The following is an 18,342-nucleotide window of genomic DNA, read 5'->3' on the forward strand; positions in this document are numbered from 1 at the left end:
CGTCAGCCGCAGCGGCCGGGCCGGGGCGCGTCAGCGTTGATCGCACTCAGAACAGACTGCCCTGCCCTTGCGCGCCGGGCGGGCGGAACGCGCCGGTGTCGAGCGCAATCCGCTCGCGGTTGAAGCCCAGCCGGTGCGTCGCCTTCTGGAAGCGCTGGTGGATGAGGTCAGCCCACAGGCCGCTGCCCTTCATGCGCGTGGCGAAGTCGGCGTCGTAGTCCTTGCCGCCGCGCATCTCGTGGATGCGCGCCATGACGCGCTCGGCGCGCTGCGGGTAGTGCAGCTCGAGCCATTCCTTGAAGAGCGGCGCCACCTCCCACGGCAGCCGCACCACGGTGTAGAAGGCACTGCGCGCGCCGGCCTCCCAGGCGGCTTCGAGCACCTGCTCCATGTCTTCGGTGATGAACGGAATCTGCGGCGCCACGCTCACGCCGACCGGCACGCCGGCCTCGGCCAGGGTGCGGATGGTGCGCAGCCGGCGGTGCGGCGCGGCAGCGCGCGGCTCGAGCTTGCGCGCCAGCTCGCCGTCGAGCGTGGTCACGGTCACGTACACGGCCGCGAGCCGGTCGGCGGCCATGGGCGCGATCAGGTCGAGGTCGCGCTCGACCGCGCTCGACTTGGTGACCAGCGCGAACGGATGCCGCACCTCGCTCAGCAGCTCGATCACGCCGCGCGTGAGCCGCAGCTCGCGCTCGATGGGCTGGTAGCAGTCCGTGGCGGTGCCGATGGCGAGGTTGCTGGGGCGGTAGCCCTTGCGCCCGAGTTCGGCGCGCAACACCTCGACGAGGTTGCGCTTGGCGATGAGCTTGGTCTCGAAGTCGAGGCCGGGCGAGAGGTTGAGGTAGCTGTGCGTGGGCCGCGCAAAGCAGTAGATGCAGCCGTGCTCGCAGCCGCGGTACGGGTTGAGCGAGCGATCGAAGGGGATGTCGGGCGACTCGTTGCTGCTGAGCACCGACTTCACGTCTTCGAAGCGCACCTCGGTGGCCAGCGGCAGCAGCCCGGCGGCCTCGGCTTCGCCGTCTTCCAGCGTGCCCCAGCCGTCGTCGAAGGCGTCGCGCTCGTCTTTGGAGAACCGGTGCGCGAGCCGCGTGGCCGCGCCTCGGCCCTTGATGATGTGGATGGGAACCTGGGCGGCGGGCATGGCGAGTCCTTGGAAGGAAGCAGGAAACAAGTCGAACAACTGTTTATTCATACAGTATTTCACTTTTGATCCCGACATGCAGCGTTTTTTGTTTCTGTCTTGACAGAAATTCAGGAATTCCTAAACTCGGCGCCATGGAACTCACCGACATTCAACGCAAGTTCGTCCTGCACTGGGGCGAGATGGGCTCCATGTGGGGCGTGAACCGCACGGTCTCGCAGATCCACGCCCTGCTCTTCGCGCACGGCAAGCCGATGCACGCCGAAGAGCTGTCGGAAACGCTGGGCGTGGCCCGCTCCAACGTCAGCAACAGCCTGAAGGAACTGCAGGCCTGGAACCTCGTGCGCGTCACCCACACGCTGGGCGACCGGCGCGACTACTTCGAGACCAGCGTCGACGTGTGGGAGCTGTTCCGCACCGTGGTGCGCGAGCGCAAGGAGCGCGAGTTCGACCCCACCATCCGCGTGCTGCGCGAGATCGTTTCCAGCCCCGATTTCCAGAAGGAGCCGCCCGATGCGCAAGACCGCATCCGCTCCACCATGGACCTCATGACCAAGCTCGCCACCTGGGCCGACGAGATGCTGCGGCTGTCGCCCGGCACGCTCGACAAGGTGCTCACGCTCGGCGCCAGCGTGCAGAAGTTCGTGCGCGGCGACAGCCCACCGCCCCCCGCCCCTCCTGGCGCCGGCAAGGGCGACGACCCCGACGCGCACCATGCCAGCCTGCCCATGATTTGAGAAAGGCCGCGTCCTTTTTTTTGCCTTCTTATTTCTGTTTTGACTGAAATATCGAGAACCAAAAGCACCATGACCCGCTTCGCCCCCGCCACTTACCCGCTCACCGTCTACTTCGACGCCACCTGCCCGCTGTGCACGGCCGAGATGGGCGCCATGCAGGCGCGCGACGCTGCGAAGCGGCTGCGCCTGGTCGACTGCTCGCCCATCGGTTTCGCGGACGGCCCGGCGCCGCGCGAGGCGCTGATGCGTTCGCTGCACGCGGTCGATGCCGCAGGCCGGCTGCGCGTGGGCGTGGATGCGATCCGCGCCTGCCGCGCGGCGGTGGGCCTGCCGGCCGGCGGCGCCGTGCTCGACCTGCCGGTGGTCGGCCGGCTGGCCGACCGCGCGTATGCAGTGCTGGCGCGCAACCGCTACCGGCTGCCGCGCTGGCTGGTCCTGCGGCTCGCGGGGCACGGCGCGATCGCGCCGGCCACCTGCGCTGACGACCACTGCAAGCTCTAGAAAACCACTCACGCTGTCACACACCAACCGCCCACGTCCGAAGGAGTTTTCGATGCCCGACGTCTTCCAGCCCGACTTCCGCCTGCCCGGCACCGCGCGGCCTGCGCCGCCCGCCGTCGAAGGCCACGTGAGCCGCGAGGACACGCAGGACTATTTCACCGAGGTCGCCGATGACTACCGCGCCTGGAGCCCCAGCTACAACATGCACTTCGGCTTCTGGCGCCTGGGCCTGAACCCGCTGCGGCGCGAGGGCATGCTGATCGAGATGAACCGCACCGTCGGACGCGCACTGCGGCTCGACACCGCCGCCACCACCGGCCCGCGCTGCGTGCTCGACCTAGGCTGCGGCGCCGGCGCCACCTCGCGCACGCTGGTCGGCGACGACCCGGCGCTGCATGCGGTCACGGTGACCAACGTGCCGGTGCAGAACGGCATCGCCGCGCGGCTCGACGCCCGGGCCGGCGTGGCCGACCGCGTCGCGCACGTCGAGGCCGACTACACCCGCACCGGCCTGCCCGCCGCCCAGGCCGACGGCGCCTGGGCGCTCGAAAGCGCCTGCTACGCCGAGGGCACCGCCAAGGCCGACTTCGTGCGCGAGGCCGCGCGGCTGCTCAAGCCCGGCGCGCGGCTGGTGGTGGTCGACGGCTTCCTGCTGCGCCGCCGGCCGGGCCGGCTCTCGGGCTGGCTGCACCGCCTGTGGGCCGACAGCTGGGCCGTGCCCACCCTCGCTCAGCGCGAAGACTTCACGGCCGCGCTGCGCGCGCACGGCTTCGAGGACATCGCGTTCACCTCGCTGCGCTGGCGCGTGGCACCGAGCGCGCTGCACATCCCCGTGCTGGCCACGCGCTTCACGCTGGCCGAACTGTGGAAGGCGCGCGGCAGGCTCAGTCCCTGGCGCCGCAAGCACATCGTGGCCAGCTACTGCGCACTCGCGCTGGGCATGTTCTGGCGCGACTTCGACTACGCCATGGTGACGGCCCGGCGCAGCGCCAGCTGAGACATCACAAAAAGAGGAGAAGAGATTTCCATGCGCACCGAGCCCGAAGAAAGCAAACTCGCCGACCTGCCTGCCAACGACGAAGTGCCGGCCCCCAAGCCCGTGCGCGGCATGCCCTTCGGCTGGTTCTGGCCCATGTTCGCCGGCGCGGCGCTGGCGCTCGTGCTGCGCCTCGTCTTCAGCGGCGGCCCCGGCCAGCCCTTCTCGGCCATGCTGGGCTCCTTCGTCTATTTCGCGCCCGCGGCGTGCGGCGCGGTCACGGTGTTTATGGCCGAGCGCATCGAACGGCGCAGCTGGGGCTACTACCTCTGGGCGCCGTGGGTGGCCACTGCGCTGTTCGTCGGCGGCACGCTGATGGTCTTCATCGAGGGCATCATCTGCGCCGCCTTCATCGTGCCGCTGTTCGCGGTGATGGGCAGCGTCGGTGGGCTGGCCATGGGCATCGTGTGCCGCATCACCAACTGGCCCAAGCCCGCGCTGTACAGCGTCGCCCTGGTGCCGCTGCTGCTCGGCGGCATCGAGCCGCAATGGCCCAACCCGGACCAGTTCTCGAACACCTCGCGCACGCTCTTCATTGCCGCGCCGGCCGGGCGCGTGTGGCACGAGCTCAACGCCGCGCGCGACATCCGCCCCAGCGAAGTCGGCGACGCATGGGCCTACCGCGTCGGCGTGCCGATGCCGGTGTCGGGCGTGACCGTCGACACGCCCGAGGGCCGCGTGCGCCAGGTGCAGTGGCAGAAGAACGTGCATTTCGAAGAGGTCGTCACCGAGTGGCAGCCCGATCGCCTGCTGAAGTGGCGCTTCCGCTTCACGCCCGACTCCTTCCCCGCCGGCGCGCTCGACGACCACGTGATGATCGGCGGCCAGTATTTCGACCTGCGCGACGCCACCTACACACTGACCCCGCGCGACGGCGGCACCGAGCTGCGCGTCGCGGTGTCGTGGCGGCTGAGCACGCGCTTCAACTGGTATGCGGACCCGGTCATGCAGTTCCTGCTTGGCGACGCTTCCGAGAACATCCTGCGCTTCTACAAGGCGCGCAGCGAAGCCACCGGGGCGGTGGCGGGATGAGCGCGCCACCCGTCTTCCAGCAGGCGCTCGGCCCTGCGTGGGACCAGCTCGGCGACGTCATCCGCCGCCACTACACGATGGCGCCGTTCTCCGACGACTACGTGTGCGTGCGCGGCACCATGAGCGAGGTCTGGCACGCGCCTTGGGCCGTGCTGCTGATGCCCTTCGGTCGGCTGTTCGGCGCGCTGGTTCCGCACCAGGGTACCCACGTGCCGATCGAGGTGCACTACCGCTGCCGCCCCGACAACGCCCACCTCTACTGGGACCGCGTCTTCCACTTTCCGAACAGGCCGCCTTTTCATTTCCGATCGCACATGGAGCACGACGCGGCGCAAGGCAGCGAGGTGATCGAATACGTGCGCTTCGGCATCGGCATGCGCCTGGCGGTGAGCGCGGAAGACGGCGCGCTGGTGTTCCGCGACCGGGGCTACATCTGGCGCCTCGCGGGGCTGCGCATTCCGCTGCCGCTGGGCCTCTTTCTCGGCACCGCCTACGTCGAGGAGCGGCCCGATCCCTCCGCCCCCGACCACTTCACGATGAAGATGCTGCTGCGCCACCGCTGGTTCGGCGACGTGTTTCGCTACAGCGGACGCTTCCGCCTCGGTTCACAATGAGCCCACCATGCCGCGCCGCCCCGAAAACCTCTACGCCCAGTACCACGCCCACATCTACTTCGCCCCCGCCACGCTGGCGCAGGCGCGCGAGCTCAGCGAGCGCGCCGGCCGTGAGCTGATGGTGGTGGTGGGCCGGGTGCACGAACGCCTCGTCGGTCCGCACCCGCACTGGAGCTGCCAGCTGGCCTTCGACGCCGCTGAGTTCGACGAAGTCATCGGCTGGCTCGACGCCAACCGCAACGGCCTGGACGTGTTCGTGCACGGCGTGACCGGCGACGACTTCGCGGACCACACGGCCCATGCGATGTGGCTGGGCGAAGAGAGCGCGCTCGATCTGCGGATGTTCAGGCGCTAGGCCTGCGCCAGCAGCGTGCAGACCTCCTCATCCGTCGTCTGCGAGAAGTCTTCATACCAGGCACCGACCGCGCGAAACACCGTCGGGCAGCGCACGCACAGCACGTCGTCGGCTTCGCGCTGCAAGTCCTCGCAGGCCTCGGGCGACGCCACGGGCACGGCGGCGATGACGGTGCCGGCGCTCTGCCGCCGCAGCCCGCGAACGGCCGCGCGCATGGTGGCACCGGTGGCGAGCCCGTCGTCGATCACAAGCACCGTGCGACCTTGCACCTCGAACGCAGAGCGATCGCCGCGATAGACCTGCGTGCGGCGTGCCAACTCGGCGAGTTCGGCACGGACCACGGCATCGATCTCCGAAGGCCGCAGGTCCAGCGTGCGCACCAGGTGTTCGTCGATCTCGGGCACGCCATCGCCCGCGAGCGCGCCGAAGGCGTATTCGGGTTGTTCGGGCAGACCCAGCTTGCGCACCACCAGCACGTCGAGCGGCAAGCGCAGTGCACGGGCCACCTCGAAGGCCACCGGCACGCCGCCGCGCGGCAGCGCCAGCACCACGGCATCCGCAAAGCCGCCCCTTCGCCGCAGCAACGCAGCGAGCTGGCGGCCAGCGTGTGTGCGATCACGAAACTTCACGGCGTGTGCTCCCGACCTGGGATGTTCACACGCTGTTCGCGTCGAGGCGAGCCCCGGCGCAAAGACCCGCATCGCGGCGTGCGTTACGCGGCCTCTTGCGTTTCCACCTCGGTGTCCGACGCGCCGCCATGCACCTTGAAGAAACTCGCACCCTCGACCTTCTGCCCGATGGCCTGCTCATACGCCGCGCGCACGTCGTCAGGCTGCCCGGCCTGCCCGAAGAAGTCCTTCAGGTACGGGCCCAGCAGCGGATGCGCCGCCAGCTCCTCGCGCGGCAGGCCGTGCAGCATCTCGTCGCGGCAGGCCGAGGGCAGGAACACGTCGCGGTTCTTCCCGGGGTCGCGGATCAGGCCCTTGGGCTCGTGCGCCGGGTCGGACTGCATCGACTCGAGTTCTTCGAAGAAGCGCCGGCGCATCATCACGATGCCCTTGTCACTCTGGCCCAGCTTCTCGCGCGTGCGGTCGGTGACGGTGCCCTGCCCGACCCAGACCACGAAGTCCTGGTTGGCGACGTGGCTGGTGATCCAGCGGCCCGTGGCCGGGTCCTTGATGGGGCCGTGCCACGAGGGAATGCGTTCCTGCACATAGGGCTCCTGCTCGGTCGGCACGCGGCTGAGCACCCACAGCACGCTCAGCGTGTGGTGGTCGTCGATGGGCACGCGCCATTCGAAGTGGTGGCCCAGGAAGAAGCCGTTGGGCCACAGCGTGACACGGCCGGTGGTCCACATCACGTTGTCTTCGCGCTCGCCGCCGCGCAGGCGCTTGTAGACGAAGCCGTGCTCGAACTCCTCGAAGGCGAGCTTGAGGTGCGTGGGCACGTAGGGGCCTTCGTCGCCCTGCAGGCGCGTGGTCCAGTTGTTGTGCGTCCACTCGAAGTGCACGGGGTCGATGGAGTTTTCCTGGCACTGGAACCAGTTGCAGGGAATCTCGGCAAACACGGCCTGCGCAAAACCATTCTTGCAGTTGAAGAGTTCCCAGTCGGGCAGCAGCGGCGCGGGCTGCGGGCCCATGTAGGCCCACAGCAGGCCGGCCTTTTCCTGCACGGGATAGGCCTTGATCTTCGTGTTCTTGCGCATGCGCGCGTCGGGGTCCAGCGTTTCTTCAAACGGCTGGTGGATGCACTGGCCGCTGGTGTCGTACTGCCAGCCGTGGTAGCTGCAGCGCAGGCCGCACTTCTCGACGTAGCCGTACGACATGTCGGCGTTGCGGTGCGGGCAGCGCCGATCGACGAGGCCGTAGTTGCCGCTCAGGTCCTTGTAGAGCACGAGGTCCTCGCCGAGGATGCGCAGCGGCTTCACGGCCTTGTCGTCGAACTCGCTGGCGCCGGCGATCGGGTGCCAGTAGCGGCGCAGGTAATCGCCCATGGGCTTGCCCGGACCCACTTCGGTCAGCAGGCGGTTCTTTTCTTCGCTCAACATGCATCGTCTCCTTGTCTGCGGGTGTGTGTGTCGTCAGTCGGCGCGGATGCCAAACTCGCGCACCAGCTTGCCGAAGCGCTGGTCGTCGTCGGCGATCTGGCGGGCCAGCACGGCCGGCTCGCCGCCCACGGGCTCGATGCCCAGCGCGGCCATGCGGGCCTGCACGTCGGGCATCTTCAGAATCTCGTTGACGTGCCGGTTGAGCGTCTGCACGACCTCGGCCGGCAGGGCCTTCGGGCCGAGCAGGCCCATCCAGGCGCTCACGTCCATGTCGCGGTAGCCCAGCTCCAGGAAGGTGGGCACGTTGGGCATGAGCTTCGTGCGCTGGCGCTCGGCCACGGCCAGCGGCACCAGCTTGCCGGCGGCGATGTGGCCCGCCACCGCGCCGGGCGTGATCCAGCCCACGCTCACGTGGCCACCCAGCGTGTCGTTGACCACCGGCGCCACGCCGCGGTACGGCGCGTGTGCAATGGCCACGCCGGCGTCCTTGTTGAAGAGCTCGCCCGCGATGTGCATCGGCGAACCCGCGCCCGGCGTGCCGTAGGTGAAAGCCTTGCCGGCCTTGGCACCGGCCACCAGCTGCGCCACGGTCTGGATGCCGCTCGTGGGCGCCGTGACCATCAGCACCGGGATGTTGCCGGTCTTGACGATGGGGGTGAAGTCTTTCACCACGTCGTGCGCCACGCCGGGGCCGGCCTTGAGCACGTGTTGCGCGATGGGGAAGGTGCTGGGCGTGAAGAGCAGCGTGTAGCCGTCGGCCGGCGCCTTCGCGACCCAGGCGTTGCCGATCATGCCGCTCGCGCCGGGGCGGTTGTCGACCAGCACCGGCTGGCCCAGGCGCTGCGCGAGCTTCTCGGCGTAGGTGCGCGCGATGGCGTCGGTGTCGCCGCCGGCCGGGTAGGCGACGACCAGCGTGACCGGCTTCGCGGGCCACGATTGCGCCAGCGCCGCTGTCGCGGCGCACAGCAAAAGAATGGCTCCTGCAGCGGCACGGACCATGTTTCGTTGGTGGAACATCTTGCGTTTTCCTTCTCGGTGAGACGACGTGGGGGTGTCGTCGGACTGTAGGAATGGCGCCGCGCGGCCAGAAGATATAGTTTCACTGAGTGAACCTTTTTTCTTCGGAGGCGACATGTCGGACACCAGCGGCGCGCACAGCGTGAAGTCGATCGACGCCCTGCGCCGCGGGCTCGACGTGATGCTGGCCATCCAGCGTTCGTCGGCCGTCACGCTGCAGGAGCTGCACCGGCAGACCGGCCTGTCGAAGGCCACGCTGCTGCGCATCCTGAAGACGCTGCAGCAGGCCGGCTGGGTGGAGCGCAACGAGCTGGAGAAGCGCTACGTGCCCACCTCGGCCACCGGCCAGTCGGGCGCTGCGGCAGCATGGCGCACGCGGCTCACGGCCCTGGCCGCATCGCCGCGCGCCACGTTGCAGCGGCTGGTGCCGTGGCCGATCGACCTCGGCGTGCGCGACGGCACGGCGATGCTCATCCTCGACACCGACCGGCCGCGCAACGGCCTCGCGGTGAACTACCGCGCGCTGGGCTTTCGCCCGCCGATGCTGCTGTCGTCGCTCGGGCGCTGCTACCTCGCGTTCTGCCCCGAGGATGAGCGGCGAGAAATCGTTGCCGCACTGGCGCGTTCACCGAACGATTTCGACCGCGGCGCGCGACGCCCCGACAGCATCCGCCGCATGGTGGCGCATGCGCGCGACCAGGGCTACGCGGCGCGCGACCCCACGTCCACCAGCCTCGATTCGCCCGACCGCTTCGGCGCGGTGTCGGTGCCGGTGCGGCTGGGCGAGCAGGTGGTGGGTTGCCTCAGCTGCGCGTGGCTGCCGTCGGTGAAGAGCGAGCGCGAGATCGTGTCAGCGCACCTGGGCGACCTGCAGCAGGCCGCGCAAAGCATCGAACGCCGGCTGCGGCAGGACGGCCTCGGCCTGCCGCCCGCGAGCGCCTGAAGAAGCAGCGTCAGAACTCCGCGTCGAGCTCGTCGATCTCGTCGGGCTCCTGCAGCGCGGCGGCCACCCATTCCTTCATGGCGGGCAGCTCCATCACGCGCTTGCAGTACGTGGCGCACACGCTGTCGAGCGCCACGTCGTAGCTCAGGAAGCGCGTGACCACGGGCGCGTACATCGCGTCGGCCATGCCGGGCTGCTTGCCGAAGAGGAACGGGCCGCCGTAGGCCTTGAGGCACTCGCGCCAGATGGCGACGATGCGGTCGATGTCGCCCTGCGCGCGCGACCACACCTTGAAGTTCTTGAAGCGGGCCTTGATGTTCATCGGCAGCGCGCCGCGCATCGAGGCGAAGCCCGAGTGCATCTCGCCGCAGATGGCGCGGCAGTGCGCGCGTGCCGCGGCGTCAGCGGGCAGCAGGCCGGCCTTGGGCTTGATCTCGTTGAGGTACTCGCCGATGGCCAGCGTGTCCCACACCTTGATGCCGCCGTGCTGCAGCGAGGGCACCAGCATCGACGACGACAGCAGCAGCATCTCGGCCTTCATGGCCGGATCGTCGGGCGGGATGACCTTCTCGCTGAAGTCCAGCCCCGCGAGCCTGCACATCAGCCAGCCGCGCAGCGCCCAGGCGCCGTAGTTCTTGCTGCTGATCGTGAGAACGGGTTTGGCCATCGCGACACTCCTTGGACGATGCGGGCTGTGTGCAAGCGCCGTGCCACACGGTTGGCCCGCAACTTGCCTGCAGCGGGGACATGCTGTACCGCGCTTACCAGAACCAGGCCGACCTGCTCTCGCCATGGCGACTCACCGCGCAGTACCTACCTGGGCCGCGCCCTCTGGCAGGACGGCACCGAGCGCACCGCGCTGCGGCGCATGGCCGCGCGCTGCGAGGTCTTCTCGCGCATGCGGCTCACCCACACGCGGCCGGCCTACGGCATCGACAGCGTGGTGGTCGACGGCGCCGACGTGCCCGTGCACGAAGAGGCCGCGCTGGTCTCGCCTTTCGGGACGCTGTTGCACTTTCGCAAGGCACACACCGAAGCGGTGCACCCGCGCGTGCTGCTGGTCGCACCACTGTCGGGCCATTTCGCCACGCTGCTGCGCGAAACCGTGCGCACCTTGCTGCGCGACCACGACGTGTACCTGACCGACTGGCACAACGCGCGCGACGTGCCGCTGTGGCAGGGCCGCTTCGGGCTCGACGACTACACGCTGCAGCTGATGCGCTTCGTCGAGGCCGTGGGCCCGGGCGCGCACATGGTCGCCGTGTGCCAGCCCTGCGTGGCCGCACTGGCCGCGACCGCGCTCATGGCGGAAGACGACCACCCGGCCACGCCGCGCAGCCTCACGCTGATGGCGGGACCGGTCGATTGCCGCATCAACCCGACCGGCGTGAACGTGCTCGCGACCAGCAAGCCCATCGAGTGGTTCCGCCGCAACCTCATCAGCCACGTGCCGTGGCCGCATGCGGGCGCGATGCGGCGCGTGTACCCCGGCTTCCTGCAGCTCACGGCCTTCATGAGCATGAACCCCGAGCGCCACAAGAAGCAGTTCGAGGACATGGAGCGCCTGCTGGTCGAGGGCGAACTCGACAAGGCCCGCACCATCGCCGAGTTCTACGACGAGTACCTGGCGGTGAACGACCTGCCGGCCGAGTTCTACCTGGAGACCGTCGAGCGCGTGTTCCAGACCTACGACCTGCCGCGCGGCGTGCTCACCGTGGCCGGGCGCACCGTGAACCCCGCGGCCATCCGGCGCACCGCGCTGCTCACGGTGGAGGGCGAGCGCGACGACATCTGCGCGGTCGGCCAGACCGTGGCCGCGCAGGACCTGTGCAGCGGCATCCGCCCGTACCTCAAGACGCACCACCTGCAGGCCGGCGTGGGGCACTACGGCGTGTTCAGCGGCAGCAAATGGAACACGCAGATCTATCCGCGCGTGCGCGAGACGATCCACGCGGCCGACGAACTGCACTGAGCGCAACCCGCGTTCAATCTGGCAGAGACCGCGGGGGCTTTGGTTGCCCGAACACCCCCGGCTTCCTACAATCGACCCTATGAACGTCATGGTTTTCATCCCCGGTTTCGATCGCGCGGCGGCCTCTGCGGCCCCGGGCGACGCGCGCGTGCGCGCACCCGCGGCGATGACGGCGAGGTCGCAGCAGACCCTCGCACATCCCTGAGCCCGGCGGTCAGCCTCCTTTTCTCTTCAGCGCACATCGACCGTCGGGCACCCGCCCCGCGCGGTCGCGCGTCCTGGCTTTGATCCGCCCGGGCGACGCACCACTTCCCCCAGCGTCCGACCTTCTTCCCGCCTCCGGCCCCGTGCCGCGCGGAAGGACCTCGCCCGCTTCGCCGTCGTGTTTCGTCGTGAGGATTTCCCCGTGGTGGCTCTTGCCTGCTCCCCTTCCGTCTCTTTTTCGCCTTTGCCTGCCCTGCCGCCCTGGCCCGCGTGGCTGTCGCTCGACGCGCTGCGCCGCCGCCTGCTGCGGCCGGCCGAGCTGCGCATCGACGTCGATCCGAAGAAGGGCCGCCCAAGCGAGCCGCTGACGCCCGTGTACGAGCGCATGCGCGCCATGGGCGAGCGCGTGCAGGACCTGCCCGCGCTGCGCCTGGACGACCCCGACCTGCGCGCGCGCTTTCGCGAGGCCGACGGCGAGACCTATGTGTACATCGAGGACGTGCGCCACCAGCGCCTGGTCGGCTACACCGTGTTCAACCGCCTGATCGAACTCGACCGCCGCGCCGACCGCCACATCCGCGCGCCGCACTCGCAGTACGACCCCGCCTACCAGCGGCGCGGGCTGGCCACGGCCGTGTACCGCTGGGCACTGGGCAGCGGCATGTGCCTGATGAGCGGCGCGCGCCAGTCGCCGGGCGCGCATGCGCTGTGGCTGCGCCTGGGGCGCGACTACACGACGGGCTTTGTCGACTTGCGCGAGAAACGGCTGAGCTACCTGGGCGACGAAGTGGACGGCGACACGCTGTCGCAGTTGCACACGCGCATGTTCATGCTCGGCGAAGGCTGGACGCTGGAGCGCTTCGGCAGCGAAACGCGCATGGCAATGTTCGAGACTGCCTAGGCCTGCGGCAACCGCTCGCGCAAAAACCCGATGAGTTCCTGCGCCGCCACATTGCGCATCGGCCCCGGCAGGTAGGCCAGCACCACGCGCCGCTCGATGCGCGGCGCCGACAGCGGCACCACGGCCAGCTCGGGGTCGCGCAGCGACGAGGTGTACAGCTGCGGCATCAGCCCCAGCGCCTGCCCGCTGCGCACCAATGCATAGAGCGTTTCGGAATAGCTCACGCGGTACGGCTGCGCGCCCTGCGCGAACTGCGCGCGCGCCGGGTCGCCCAGCGCCGGCATGCTGCCGCTTTCGAACAGCACGAGGCGCTCGCTGCCGATGGCCTCCCAGCGCGCCTCGCCGGCCGCCGCCAGCGCGTGGTCGCTGCGCACCACCAGCACCAGCGGATCACGGAACAGGTCGATGCATGCCAGGCCGCCCGGTGGCTCGGTGATCGCGGCCACGGCCATGTCGAGCTGGCCGCTGCGCAGCTCGGCCAGCAGCACCGTGGAGGGCGCGTCGCGCCAGGCCAGCTCCACCTCGGCGCGCTGCTGCAGGAAGCCGGCCGCCGCCGCCGCGACGCGCGCGCTGGCCGAGGGGATCACGCCCACGCGCACGTAGGCCCGGCCGCGCTGCACCGTGCTCTCGATGTCGCGCAGCGCCACCTCGAAGGTGTGGACCAGGAAATCGGTGCGCGCCAGCACCTCGGCCCCGACCGGCGTGAGTTCGAGCCGGTGGGTGGAGCGGGTCAGCAGCTCGGCGCCGAGCAGCTTTTCCATCTGCTTGATCGCGTTGCTCAGCGCGGGCTGCGTGATGGCGAGCCGGCGCGCCGCGCGGCCGAAGTGCCCTTCCTCGACCAGCACCGAGAAACACTGCAGCTGGCGCAGCGTGAGTGCACGCAGGGGCAAGGCGGCCATGGGCGTCCTGGTTATCGATTCAATGAATCAAATTATAGAAATTCAAAATTTTCCTTATGAGCATGCACTGCCTAGACTGCGCCGCATGACCCTTGCCGCGCCTGCGCCCGCCGCCGCTCCTTTCACGCTCGAAGCGATCCTGCGCGCCATTCCCAAGGTGGAGCTGCACTGCCACCTTTTCGGCACCGTGCGCCACGAGACCTTCCGCCAGCTCAACCGGCGCGCCGGTGCGCCGCTGGCCGACGCGGAAATCGACGGCTTTTACACGCGCGGCGAAAAGCCCGTGGGCGTGCTGCGTGTGCTGCGCGCGCTCGACGCCCAGCTGGTGCGCAGCGCCGACGACCTGTACCAGCTCACCCTCGAATACCTGCAGGACGCGGCCTCGCACCAGGTGCGCTACGCCGAGTTCTTCTGGAACCCGACCGGCACGGTGCACGGCTCGGGCATTGCGTACCCGCTGGCGCAGGGCGCCATCGTCCGCGCGATCCACGATGCGCAGAAGGCGTTCGGCATCACCGGCCGGCTCATTGCCGCCATCGACCGCGAGGCCAGCGCCGAGGCGGCGGTGGAGATGGTCGAGTGGGTCCAGGCCCACCGCTGCGACGAGGTGATCGGCATCGGCATCGACTACCGCGAGAACGACCGGCCGCCCGAGCTCTTCGCCCGCGCGTACGCCGAGGCGAAGAAGGCCGGCCTCAAGACCACCGCGCACGCCGGCGAATTCGGCATGCCCTGGACCAACGTGCGCACCGCGCTCGAGCTGCTGCAGGTCGACCGCATCGACCACGGCTACACGGTGGTCGACCAGCCCGACTTCGCGCGCCAGTGTGCCGAGCGCGGCGTGATCTTCACCGTGGTGCCGACCAACTCCTACTACCTGCGCACGCTGCCGCCCGAGCGCTGGGCGCTGGACCACCCGATCCGCCGCATGCCCGGCCTGGGCCTGCGCATCCACCCGAACACCGACGATCCGACGCTGCACCAGGTCACGCCCACGGGCGCCTGGCTGATGATGGTGCGCGACTTCGGCTTCGGCCTGGACGACCTGCGCGGCTTCATGCACAACGGTCTGGACGGCGCCTGGATCGACGACACGCAGCGCCGCCAGTGGCGCGCCGAATGGAGCGCCGACTTCGACGCGCTGCGCGCCCGCCTGCCTTCCGAACCCACGCCTTCCGCCACCCCCTTCCCCGGATGACCCCCGCCATGACCACGAACCGCCGCCTGATCCTTGCTGCCGCCGCACTCTGCGCCGCCCTGCCCACCGGTGCCCTCGCGCAGCCCGCCTGGCCCGCCGCCAAGCCCCTCACGCTGATCGTGCCCTTCACGGCCGGCGGCAGCGTGGACGTCAACGCCCGCCTCGTGGCGCAGCGCCTGGGCGAGCGGCTCAAGCAGTCGGTGGTGATCGAGAACGTGAGCGGCGCGGGCGGCGCCATCGGCGTGGCCAAGGCCGTGAGCGCGGCGCCCGACGGCTACACGCTGGTGGTCGGCCCCGACAGCGCCATCGCCATCGGCCGGCTGGTCAACCCCTCGGCCTTCCGCTTCGATCCGCTCAAAGACCTGGCGCCCGTCGGCCTGCTCAACACCGCGCCGATGGTGCTGGTGGCGCGCCCCGGCCTGGACGTGCGCAGCTATGCCGATTTCGTGAAGCTCGCCAAGGCCCAGCCGGGCCACTACAACTACGCCACCTCGGGCGTGGGCACCGTGCTGCAGCTGGCGATGGAACTGCTCAAGGAGCGCAGCGGCATCTTCGTGACGCACGTGCCCTACCGCGGCGGTGCGCAGATCGCCACCGACGTGATCGGCGACCAGGTCGACCTCGCGATGCTGGTGAGCACCAGCGCCATCCCACATGTGAACGGCAAGCGCCTGAAGGCCCTGGGCATCACCGGCAGCCAGCGCCTGCCGGCGCTCGCGCAGGTGCCCACCTTCAACGAGATGCCCAGCCTCAAGGGCTACGACATGGTGAGCTGGACCGGCATCTTCGCGCCCGCGAAGACGCCGCCGGCCGTGGTGGCGCGGCTCAACCAGGAACTGAATGCGGTGCTGCAGGAAGAAGGCGTGCGCGCCAAGCTGGCGGAGCAAGGCGCGTTGCCGGGCAGCGGAACGCCGGAGGCGTTCGGGAAGTTCGTGCAGTCGGAGTACGCACGCAACAAGAAGATCGTCGAAACCGCCAACATCAAAGAGTAGGCGGTCCGGCCGGCCGGGCTCAGCCGGCCTTTTCGTTGCTCTCGTCTTCCGGCCAGTCGCGGATGTAGGCCTTGAGCATCTTGTTCTCGAAGTTCTGCGCGTCGACCACGGCCTTGGCCACGTCGTAGAAGCTGATCACGCCCATGAGCATGCGCTTGTCCATCACGGGCATGTAGCGCGCGTGGCGCTCCAGCATGATGCGGCGGATTTCGTCGAGGTCGGTTTCGAGCGTGCAGGTGACGGGCGCGTCGTCCATGGCCTTGCGCACCAGCGTGGTCCCGACCTGGCCGCCGTTGTTGACGACCGCCACGATCACTTCACGGAAGGTGAGCATGCCGACCAGGTCGCCGTGCTCCATGACCACCAGCGAACCGATGTCCTTGTCCGCCATGGTCTTGGCGGCTTCCGCCAGCGGGTCGTCCGGCGTGGTGGTGAAGAGCGTGTTGCCCTTGACGCGAAGAATGTCGCTGACTTTCATGGTGGTGCTCCTCTCGGGGATTCGTCGTTCTCGGCGTCGTGCCGATTTGAATATAGCCCACAATCGACGCCGACCCGAACGCCCCTGTCGCCTGTGCAAGCATTGCCGGTGTCACGGGGCATTGCGAAGAGACAACAGAAAGGCCTTCATGCCCGGTTATTCCGACCCCGGTTTCGACACCCTCGCGCTGCACGCCGGCGCCGCCCCCGACCCCACCACCGGCGCGCGGGCCGTTCCCATCCATCTGACGACCTCCTTCGTCTTCGAATCCAGCGACCACGCCGCCGCGCTCTTCAACCTGGAGCGTGCAGGCCACGTCTACTCGCGCATCAGCAACCCGACCAACGCGGTGCTGGAGCAGCGCGTGTCCGCGCTCGAAGGCGGCATCGGCGCCATCGCCACGGCCAGCGGCCAGGCGGCGCTGCACCTGTCGGTGGCCACGCTGATGGGCGCGGGCTCGCACATCGTCGCCAGCACCGCGCTGTACGGCGGCTCGCAGAACCTGCTGCACTACACGATGCGCCGCTTCGGCATCGAGACCACCTTCGTGAAGCCCGGCGACCTCGACGCCTGGCGCGCCGCGGTGCGCCCCGAGACCAAGCTCTTCTTCGGCGAGACCGTGGGCAACCCGGGCCTGGATGTGCTCGACATTCCCGCCGTGAGCGACATCGCCCACGAAGCCGGCGTGCCGCTGCTGGTCGACTCCACGCTCACCTCGCCCTACCTCATCAAGCCCTTCGACTGGGGCGCCGACCTGGTCTACCACTCGGCCACCAAGTTCCTGTCGGGCCACGGCACCGTCATTGGCGGCGTGGTGGTCGACGGCGGCAGCTTCGACTGGGAGAAGTCGGGCAAGTTCGCCGAGCTCACGCAGGCCTACGACGGCTTCCACAACATGGTGTTCAGCGAGGAAAGCACCGTCGGCGCCTTCCTGCTGCGAGCACGCCGCGAAGGCCTGCGCGACTTCGGCGCCTCAATGAGCCCGCACACGGCCTGGCTGATCCTGCAGGGCATCGAGACGCTGCCGCTGCGCATGGAGCGCCACATCGACAACACGCAGAAGGTGGTCGAATTCCTGGCCAGCCATCCGTTCGTGTCGCGCGTGGGACATCCGCTGATCGAGTCGCACCCGAGTCACGCGCTCGCGCAGAAGCTGCTGCGCCACGGCGCGCGCGGTGCCGGCGCGGTGTTCAGCTTCGACATCAAGGGCAGCCGCGCGCAGGGCAAGGCCTTCATCGAGGCGCTCAAGCTGTTCAGCCACCTGGCCAACGTGGGCGATTGCCGCAGCCTGGTGATCCACCCGGCCAGCACCACGCACTTCCGCATGACCGACGAGGCGCTGGCGGGCGCGGGCATTTCGCAAGGCACGATCCGTCTGTCGATCGGCCTGGAAGACCCGGCCGACCTGATCGACGACCTCAAGCGCGCGCTGAAGGCCGCGGAAAAGGCGGGTGCCTGAGATGAACTACACCGTCAACGGCCACGACACCTACTGCTACACCGCCGGCAAGCCCTTCGATGCGGCCAAGCCCACGGTGGTGTTCATCCACGGCGTGCTCAACGACCACAGCGTGTGGATTTTGCAAAGCCGCTGGTTCGCCAACCACGGCTGGAACGTGCTGGCGGTCGACCTGCCGGGCCACTGCAAGAGCGCCGGCGCACCGCCGGCCAGCGTGGAAGAGGCGGCGCAGTTCGTCATCGCGCTGCTCGACGCGGCCGGCGTGCAGAAGGCTGCGCTGGTCGGCCACAGCTTCGGCTCGCTGATCGCGCTCGAAACCGCGGCGCGCGCGCCCGAGCGCATCACGCAGCTGGCGATGGTCGGCACGGCCTACCCGATGGTGGTGTCGCCCGCGCTGCTCGAAAGCTCGGTGAGCGATCCGCAGCGCGCCATCGCGATGGTCAACACCTTCTCGCACTCGCTGCTGGCACCGCCGCCTTCGTCGCTCGGCCCGGGCACCTGGCTGTACGGCAGCTCGCGCGCGCTGATGCGCCGCGTGCTCGCGAGCAACCGCGAGGCCAATGTGTTCCACATCGGTTTCAAGGCCTGCAACGACTACGCCAACGGCGAAGCCGCGATGGAGAAGGTGCAGTGCCCCGTGCTGTTCCTCCTGGGCGACGCCGACCAGATGACGCCGCCGCGCGCCACCAAAGCGCTGGTGGGCAAGGCGCGCAACGCCAAGGTGGTGACGGTGCATGCCGGCCACGCGCTGATGAGCGAGGCGCCGGACGAGGTGCTGTTCGCGCTGCGCGACTTCGTCGCAGGCTGAAAAGCTGC

General features: G+C 69.2%; 19 protein-coding genes and 1 pseudogene. 13 read left to right on the forward strand and 7 right to left on the reverse strand.

Translation table 11 applies throughout. The features are described 5' to 3' along the window. Positions 1 to 46: 46 nt before the first annotated feature. On the reverse strand, positions 47 to 1,141 hold the full coding sequence (locus VHAB30_RS15840) for a PA0069 family radical SAM protein (protein ID WP_159277635.1): 1,095 nt from the start codon (positions 1,139 to 1,141) through the stop codon (positions 47 to 49). Positions 1,142 to 1,275: 134 nt separating this feature from the next. Here VHAB30_RS15840 and VHAB30_RS15845 point away from each other — a divergent pair, with 134 nt between their 5' ends. The 6 genes from VHAB30_RS15845 to VHAB30_RS15870 all read left to right on the forward strand — a co-directional run bounded on the left by VHAB30_RS15845 (position 1,276) and on the right by VHAB30_RS15870 (position 5,416). Next, positions 1,276 to 1,878 (forward strand): GbsR/MarR family transcriptional regulator, encoded by a 603-nt coding sequence (locus tag VHAB30_RS15845; protein WP_159277636.1) that lies wholly within the window; start codon positions 1,276 to 1,278, stop codon positions 1,876 to 1,878. Between the two features lie 69 nt (positions 1,879 to 1,947). Continuing rightward, on the forward strand, positions 1,948 to 2,379 hold the full coding sequence (locus VHAB30_RS15850; protein ID WP_159277637.1) for a thiol-disulfide oxidoreductase DCC family protein: 432 nt from the start codon (positions 1,948 to 1,950) through the stop codon (positions 2,377 to 2,379). 52 nt (positions 2,380 to 2,431) lie between these two features. Beyond that, positions 2,432 to 3,376 carry an SAM-dependent methyltransferase gene (locus VHAB30_RS15855; protein WP_159277638.1) on the forward strand — a complete coding sequence of 315 codons (945 nt, stop codon included), beginning with the start codon at positions 2,432 to 2,434 and terminating at the stop codon, positions 3,374 to 3,376. Positions 3,377 to 3,406: 30 nt separating this feature from the next. Then, complete coding sequence (locus VHAB30_RS15860) at positions 3,407 to 4,447, forward strand: SRPBCC family protein (RefSeq protein ID WP_159277639.1); 1,041 nt, start codon at positions 3,407 to 3,409, stop codon at positions 4,445 to 4,447. Then, complete coding sequence (locus VHAB30_RS15865; RefSeq protein ID WP_159277640.1) at positions 4,444 to 5,061, forward strand: DUF4166 domain-containing protein; 618 nt, start codon at positions 4,444 to 4,446, stop codon at positions 5,059 to 5,061. The genes VHAB30_RS15860 and VHAB30_RS15865 overlap by 4 nt, the downstream gene beginning before the upstream one ends. Positions 5,062 to 5,068: 7 nt before the next feature. After that, positions 5,069 to 5,416 carry a DOPA 4,5-dioxygenase family protein gene (locus VHAB30_RS15870; protein WP_095744544.1) on the forward strand — a complete coding sequence of 116 codons (348 nt, stop codon included), beginning with the start codon at positions 5,069 to 5,071 and terminating at the stop codon, positions 5,414 to 5,416. On the opposite strand, the gene VHAB30_RS15875 is transcribed toward VHAB30_RS15870, so the two are convergent. The 3 genes from VHAB30_RS15875 to VHAB30_RS15885 all read right to left on the reverse strand — a co-directional run bounded on the left by VHAB30_RS15875 (position 5,413) and on the right by VHAB30_RS15885 (position 8,480). Next, the gene (locus VHAB30_RS15875; protein WP_235926684.1) at positions 5,413 to 6,045 is read right to left on the reverse strand and encodes a phosphoribosyltransferase; all 633 of its coding nucleotides are present in this window, start codon (positions 6,043 to 6,045) and stop codon (positions 5,413 to 5,415) included. The genes VHAB30_RS15870 and VHAB30_RS15875 overlap by 4 nt on opposite strands. A gap of 83 nt (positions 6,046 to 6,128) precedes the next feature. After that, positions 6,129 to 7,463 (reverse strand): aromatic ring-hydroxylating dioxygenase subunit alpha, encoded by a 1,335-nt coding sequence (locus VHAB30_RS15880; RefSeq protein ID WP_159277642.1) that lies wholly within the window; start codon positions 7,461 to 7,463, stop codon positions 6,129 to 6,131. A 33-nt stretch (positions 7,464 to 7,496) separates the two neighbouring features. Continuing rightward, positions 7,497 to 8,480: a tripartite tricarboxylate transporter substrate binding protein gene (locus VHAB30_RS15885; protein WP_159277643.1), complete on the reverse strand. Its 984-nt coding sequence runs from the start codon at positions 8,478 to 8,480 to the stop codon at positions 7,497 to 7,499. A 115-nt stretch (positions 8,481 to 8,595) separates the two neighbouring features. Between VHAB30_RS15885 and VHAB30_RS15890 the strand changes: the two genes are divergently transcribed. Then, on the forward strand, positions 8,596 to 9,423 hold the full coding sequence (locus VHAB30_RS15890) for a helix-turn-helix domain-containing protein (RefSeq protein ID WP_095950607.1): 828 nt from the start codon (positions 8,596 to 8,598) through the stop codon (positions 9,421 to 9,423). A 10-nt stretch (positions 9,424 to 9,433) separates the two neighbouring features. On the opposite strand, the gene VHAB30_RS15895 is transcribed toward VHAB30_RS15890, so the two are convergent. After that, positions 9,434 to 10,090 (reverse strand): glutathione S-transferase, encoded by a 657-nt coding sequence (locus tag VHAB30_RS15895; RefSeq protein ID WP_159277644.1) that lies wholly within the window; start codon positions 10,088 to 10,090, stop codon positions 9,434 to 9,436. An 80-nt stretch (positions 10,091 to 10,170) separates the two neighbouring features. Here VHAB30_RS15895 and VHAB30_RS15900 point away from each other — a divergent pair. Next, a pseudogene (locus VHAB30_RS15900) lies at positions 10,171 to 11,395 on the forward strand (polyhydroxyalkanoate depolymerase). A 448-nt stretch (positions 11,396 to 11,843) separates the two neighbouring features. Then, positions 11,844 to 12,500, forward strand: a complete 657-nt coding sequence (locus VHAB30_RS15905; RefSeq protein ID WP_235926686.1) for a GNAT family N-acetyltransferase — start codon at positions 11,844 to 11,846, stop codon at positions 12,498 to 12,500. Here VHAB30_RS15905 and VHAB30_RS15910 read toward each other — a convergent pair. Beyond that, entirely contained in the window at positions 12,497 to 13,399 is a 903-nt protein-coding gene (locus VHAB30_RS15910; RefSeq protein ID WP_095744539.1) for a LysR family transcriptional regulator, read from the reverse strand. The genes VHAB30_RS15905 and VHAB30_RS15910 overlap by 4 nt on opposite strands. Positions 13,400 to 13,484: 85 nt before the next feature. Here VHAB30_RS15910 and VHAB30_RS15915 point away from each other — a divergent pair, with 85 nt between their 5' ends. Continuing rightward, positions 13,485 to 14,597 carry an adenosine deaminase family protein gene (locus VHAB30_RS15915; protein WP_235926688.1) on the forward strand — a complete coding sequence of 371 codons (1,113 nt, stop codon included), beginning with the start codon at positions 13,485 to 13,487 and terminating at the stop codon, positions 14,595 to 14,597. A gap of 8 nt (positions 14,598 to 14,605) precedes the next feature. Then, positions 14,606 to 15,589, forward strand: a complete 984-nt coding sequence (locus VHAB30_RS15920) for a Bug family tripartite tricarboxylate transporter substrate binding protein (protein WP_159277646.1) — start codon at positions 14,606 to 14,608, stop codon at positions 15,587 to 15,589. Between the two features lie 19 nt (positions 15,590 to 15,608). Here VHAB30_RS15920 and VHAB30_RS15925 read toward each other — a convergent pair whose 3' ends face one another. Next, complete coding sequence (locus tag VHAB30_RS15925) at positions 15,609 to 16,067, reverse strand: CBS domain-containing protein (protein WP_062476634.1); 459 nt, start codon at positions 16,065 to 16,067, stop codon at positions 15,609 to 15,611. A 148-nt stretch (positions 16,068 to 16,215) separates the two neighbouring features. Here VHAB30_RS15925 and VHAB30_RS15930 point away from each other — a divergent pair, with 148 nt between their 5' ends. Next, the gene (locus VHAB30_RS15930; protein WP_062476631.1) at positions 16,216 to 17,526 is read left to right on the forward strand and encodes an O-acetylhomoserine aminocarboxypropyltransferase; all 1,311 of its coding nucleotides are present in this window, start codon (positions 16,216 to 16,218) and stop codon (positions 17,524 to 17,526) included. A gap of 1 nt (position 17,527) precedes the next feature. After that, the gene (locus VHAB30_RS15935) at positions 17,528 to 18,334 is read left to right on the forward strand and encodes an alpha/beta fold hydrolase (RefSeq protein ID WP_070059720.1); all 807 of its coding nucleotides are present in this window, start codon (positions 17,528 to 17,530) and stop codon (positions 18,332 to 18,334) included. The last annotated feature ends 8 nt before the right edge of the window (positions 18,335 to 18,342 follow it).

The organism is Variovorax boronicumulans (assembly GCF_009811375.1).
Classification (GTDB): domain Bacteria; phylum Pseudomonadota; class Gammaproteobacteria; order Burkholderiales; family Burkholderiaceae_C; genus Variovorax; species Variovorax boronicumulans.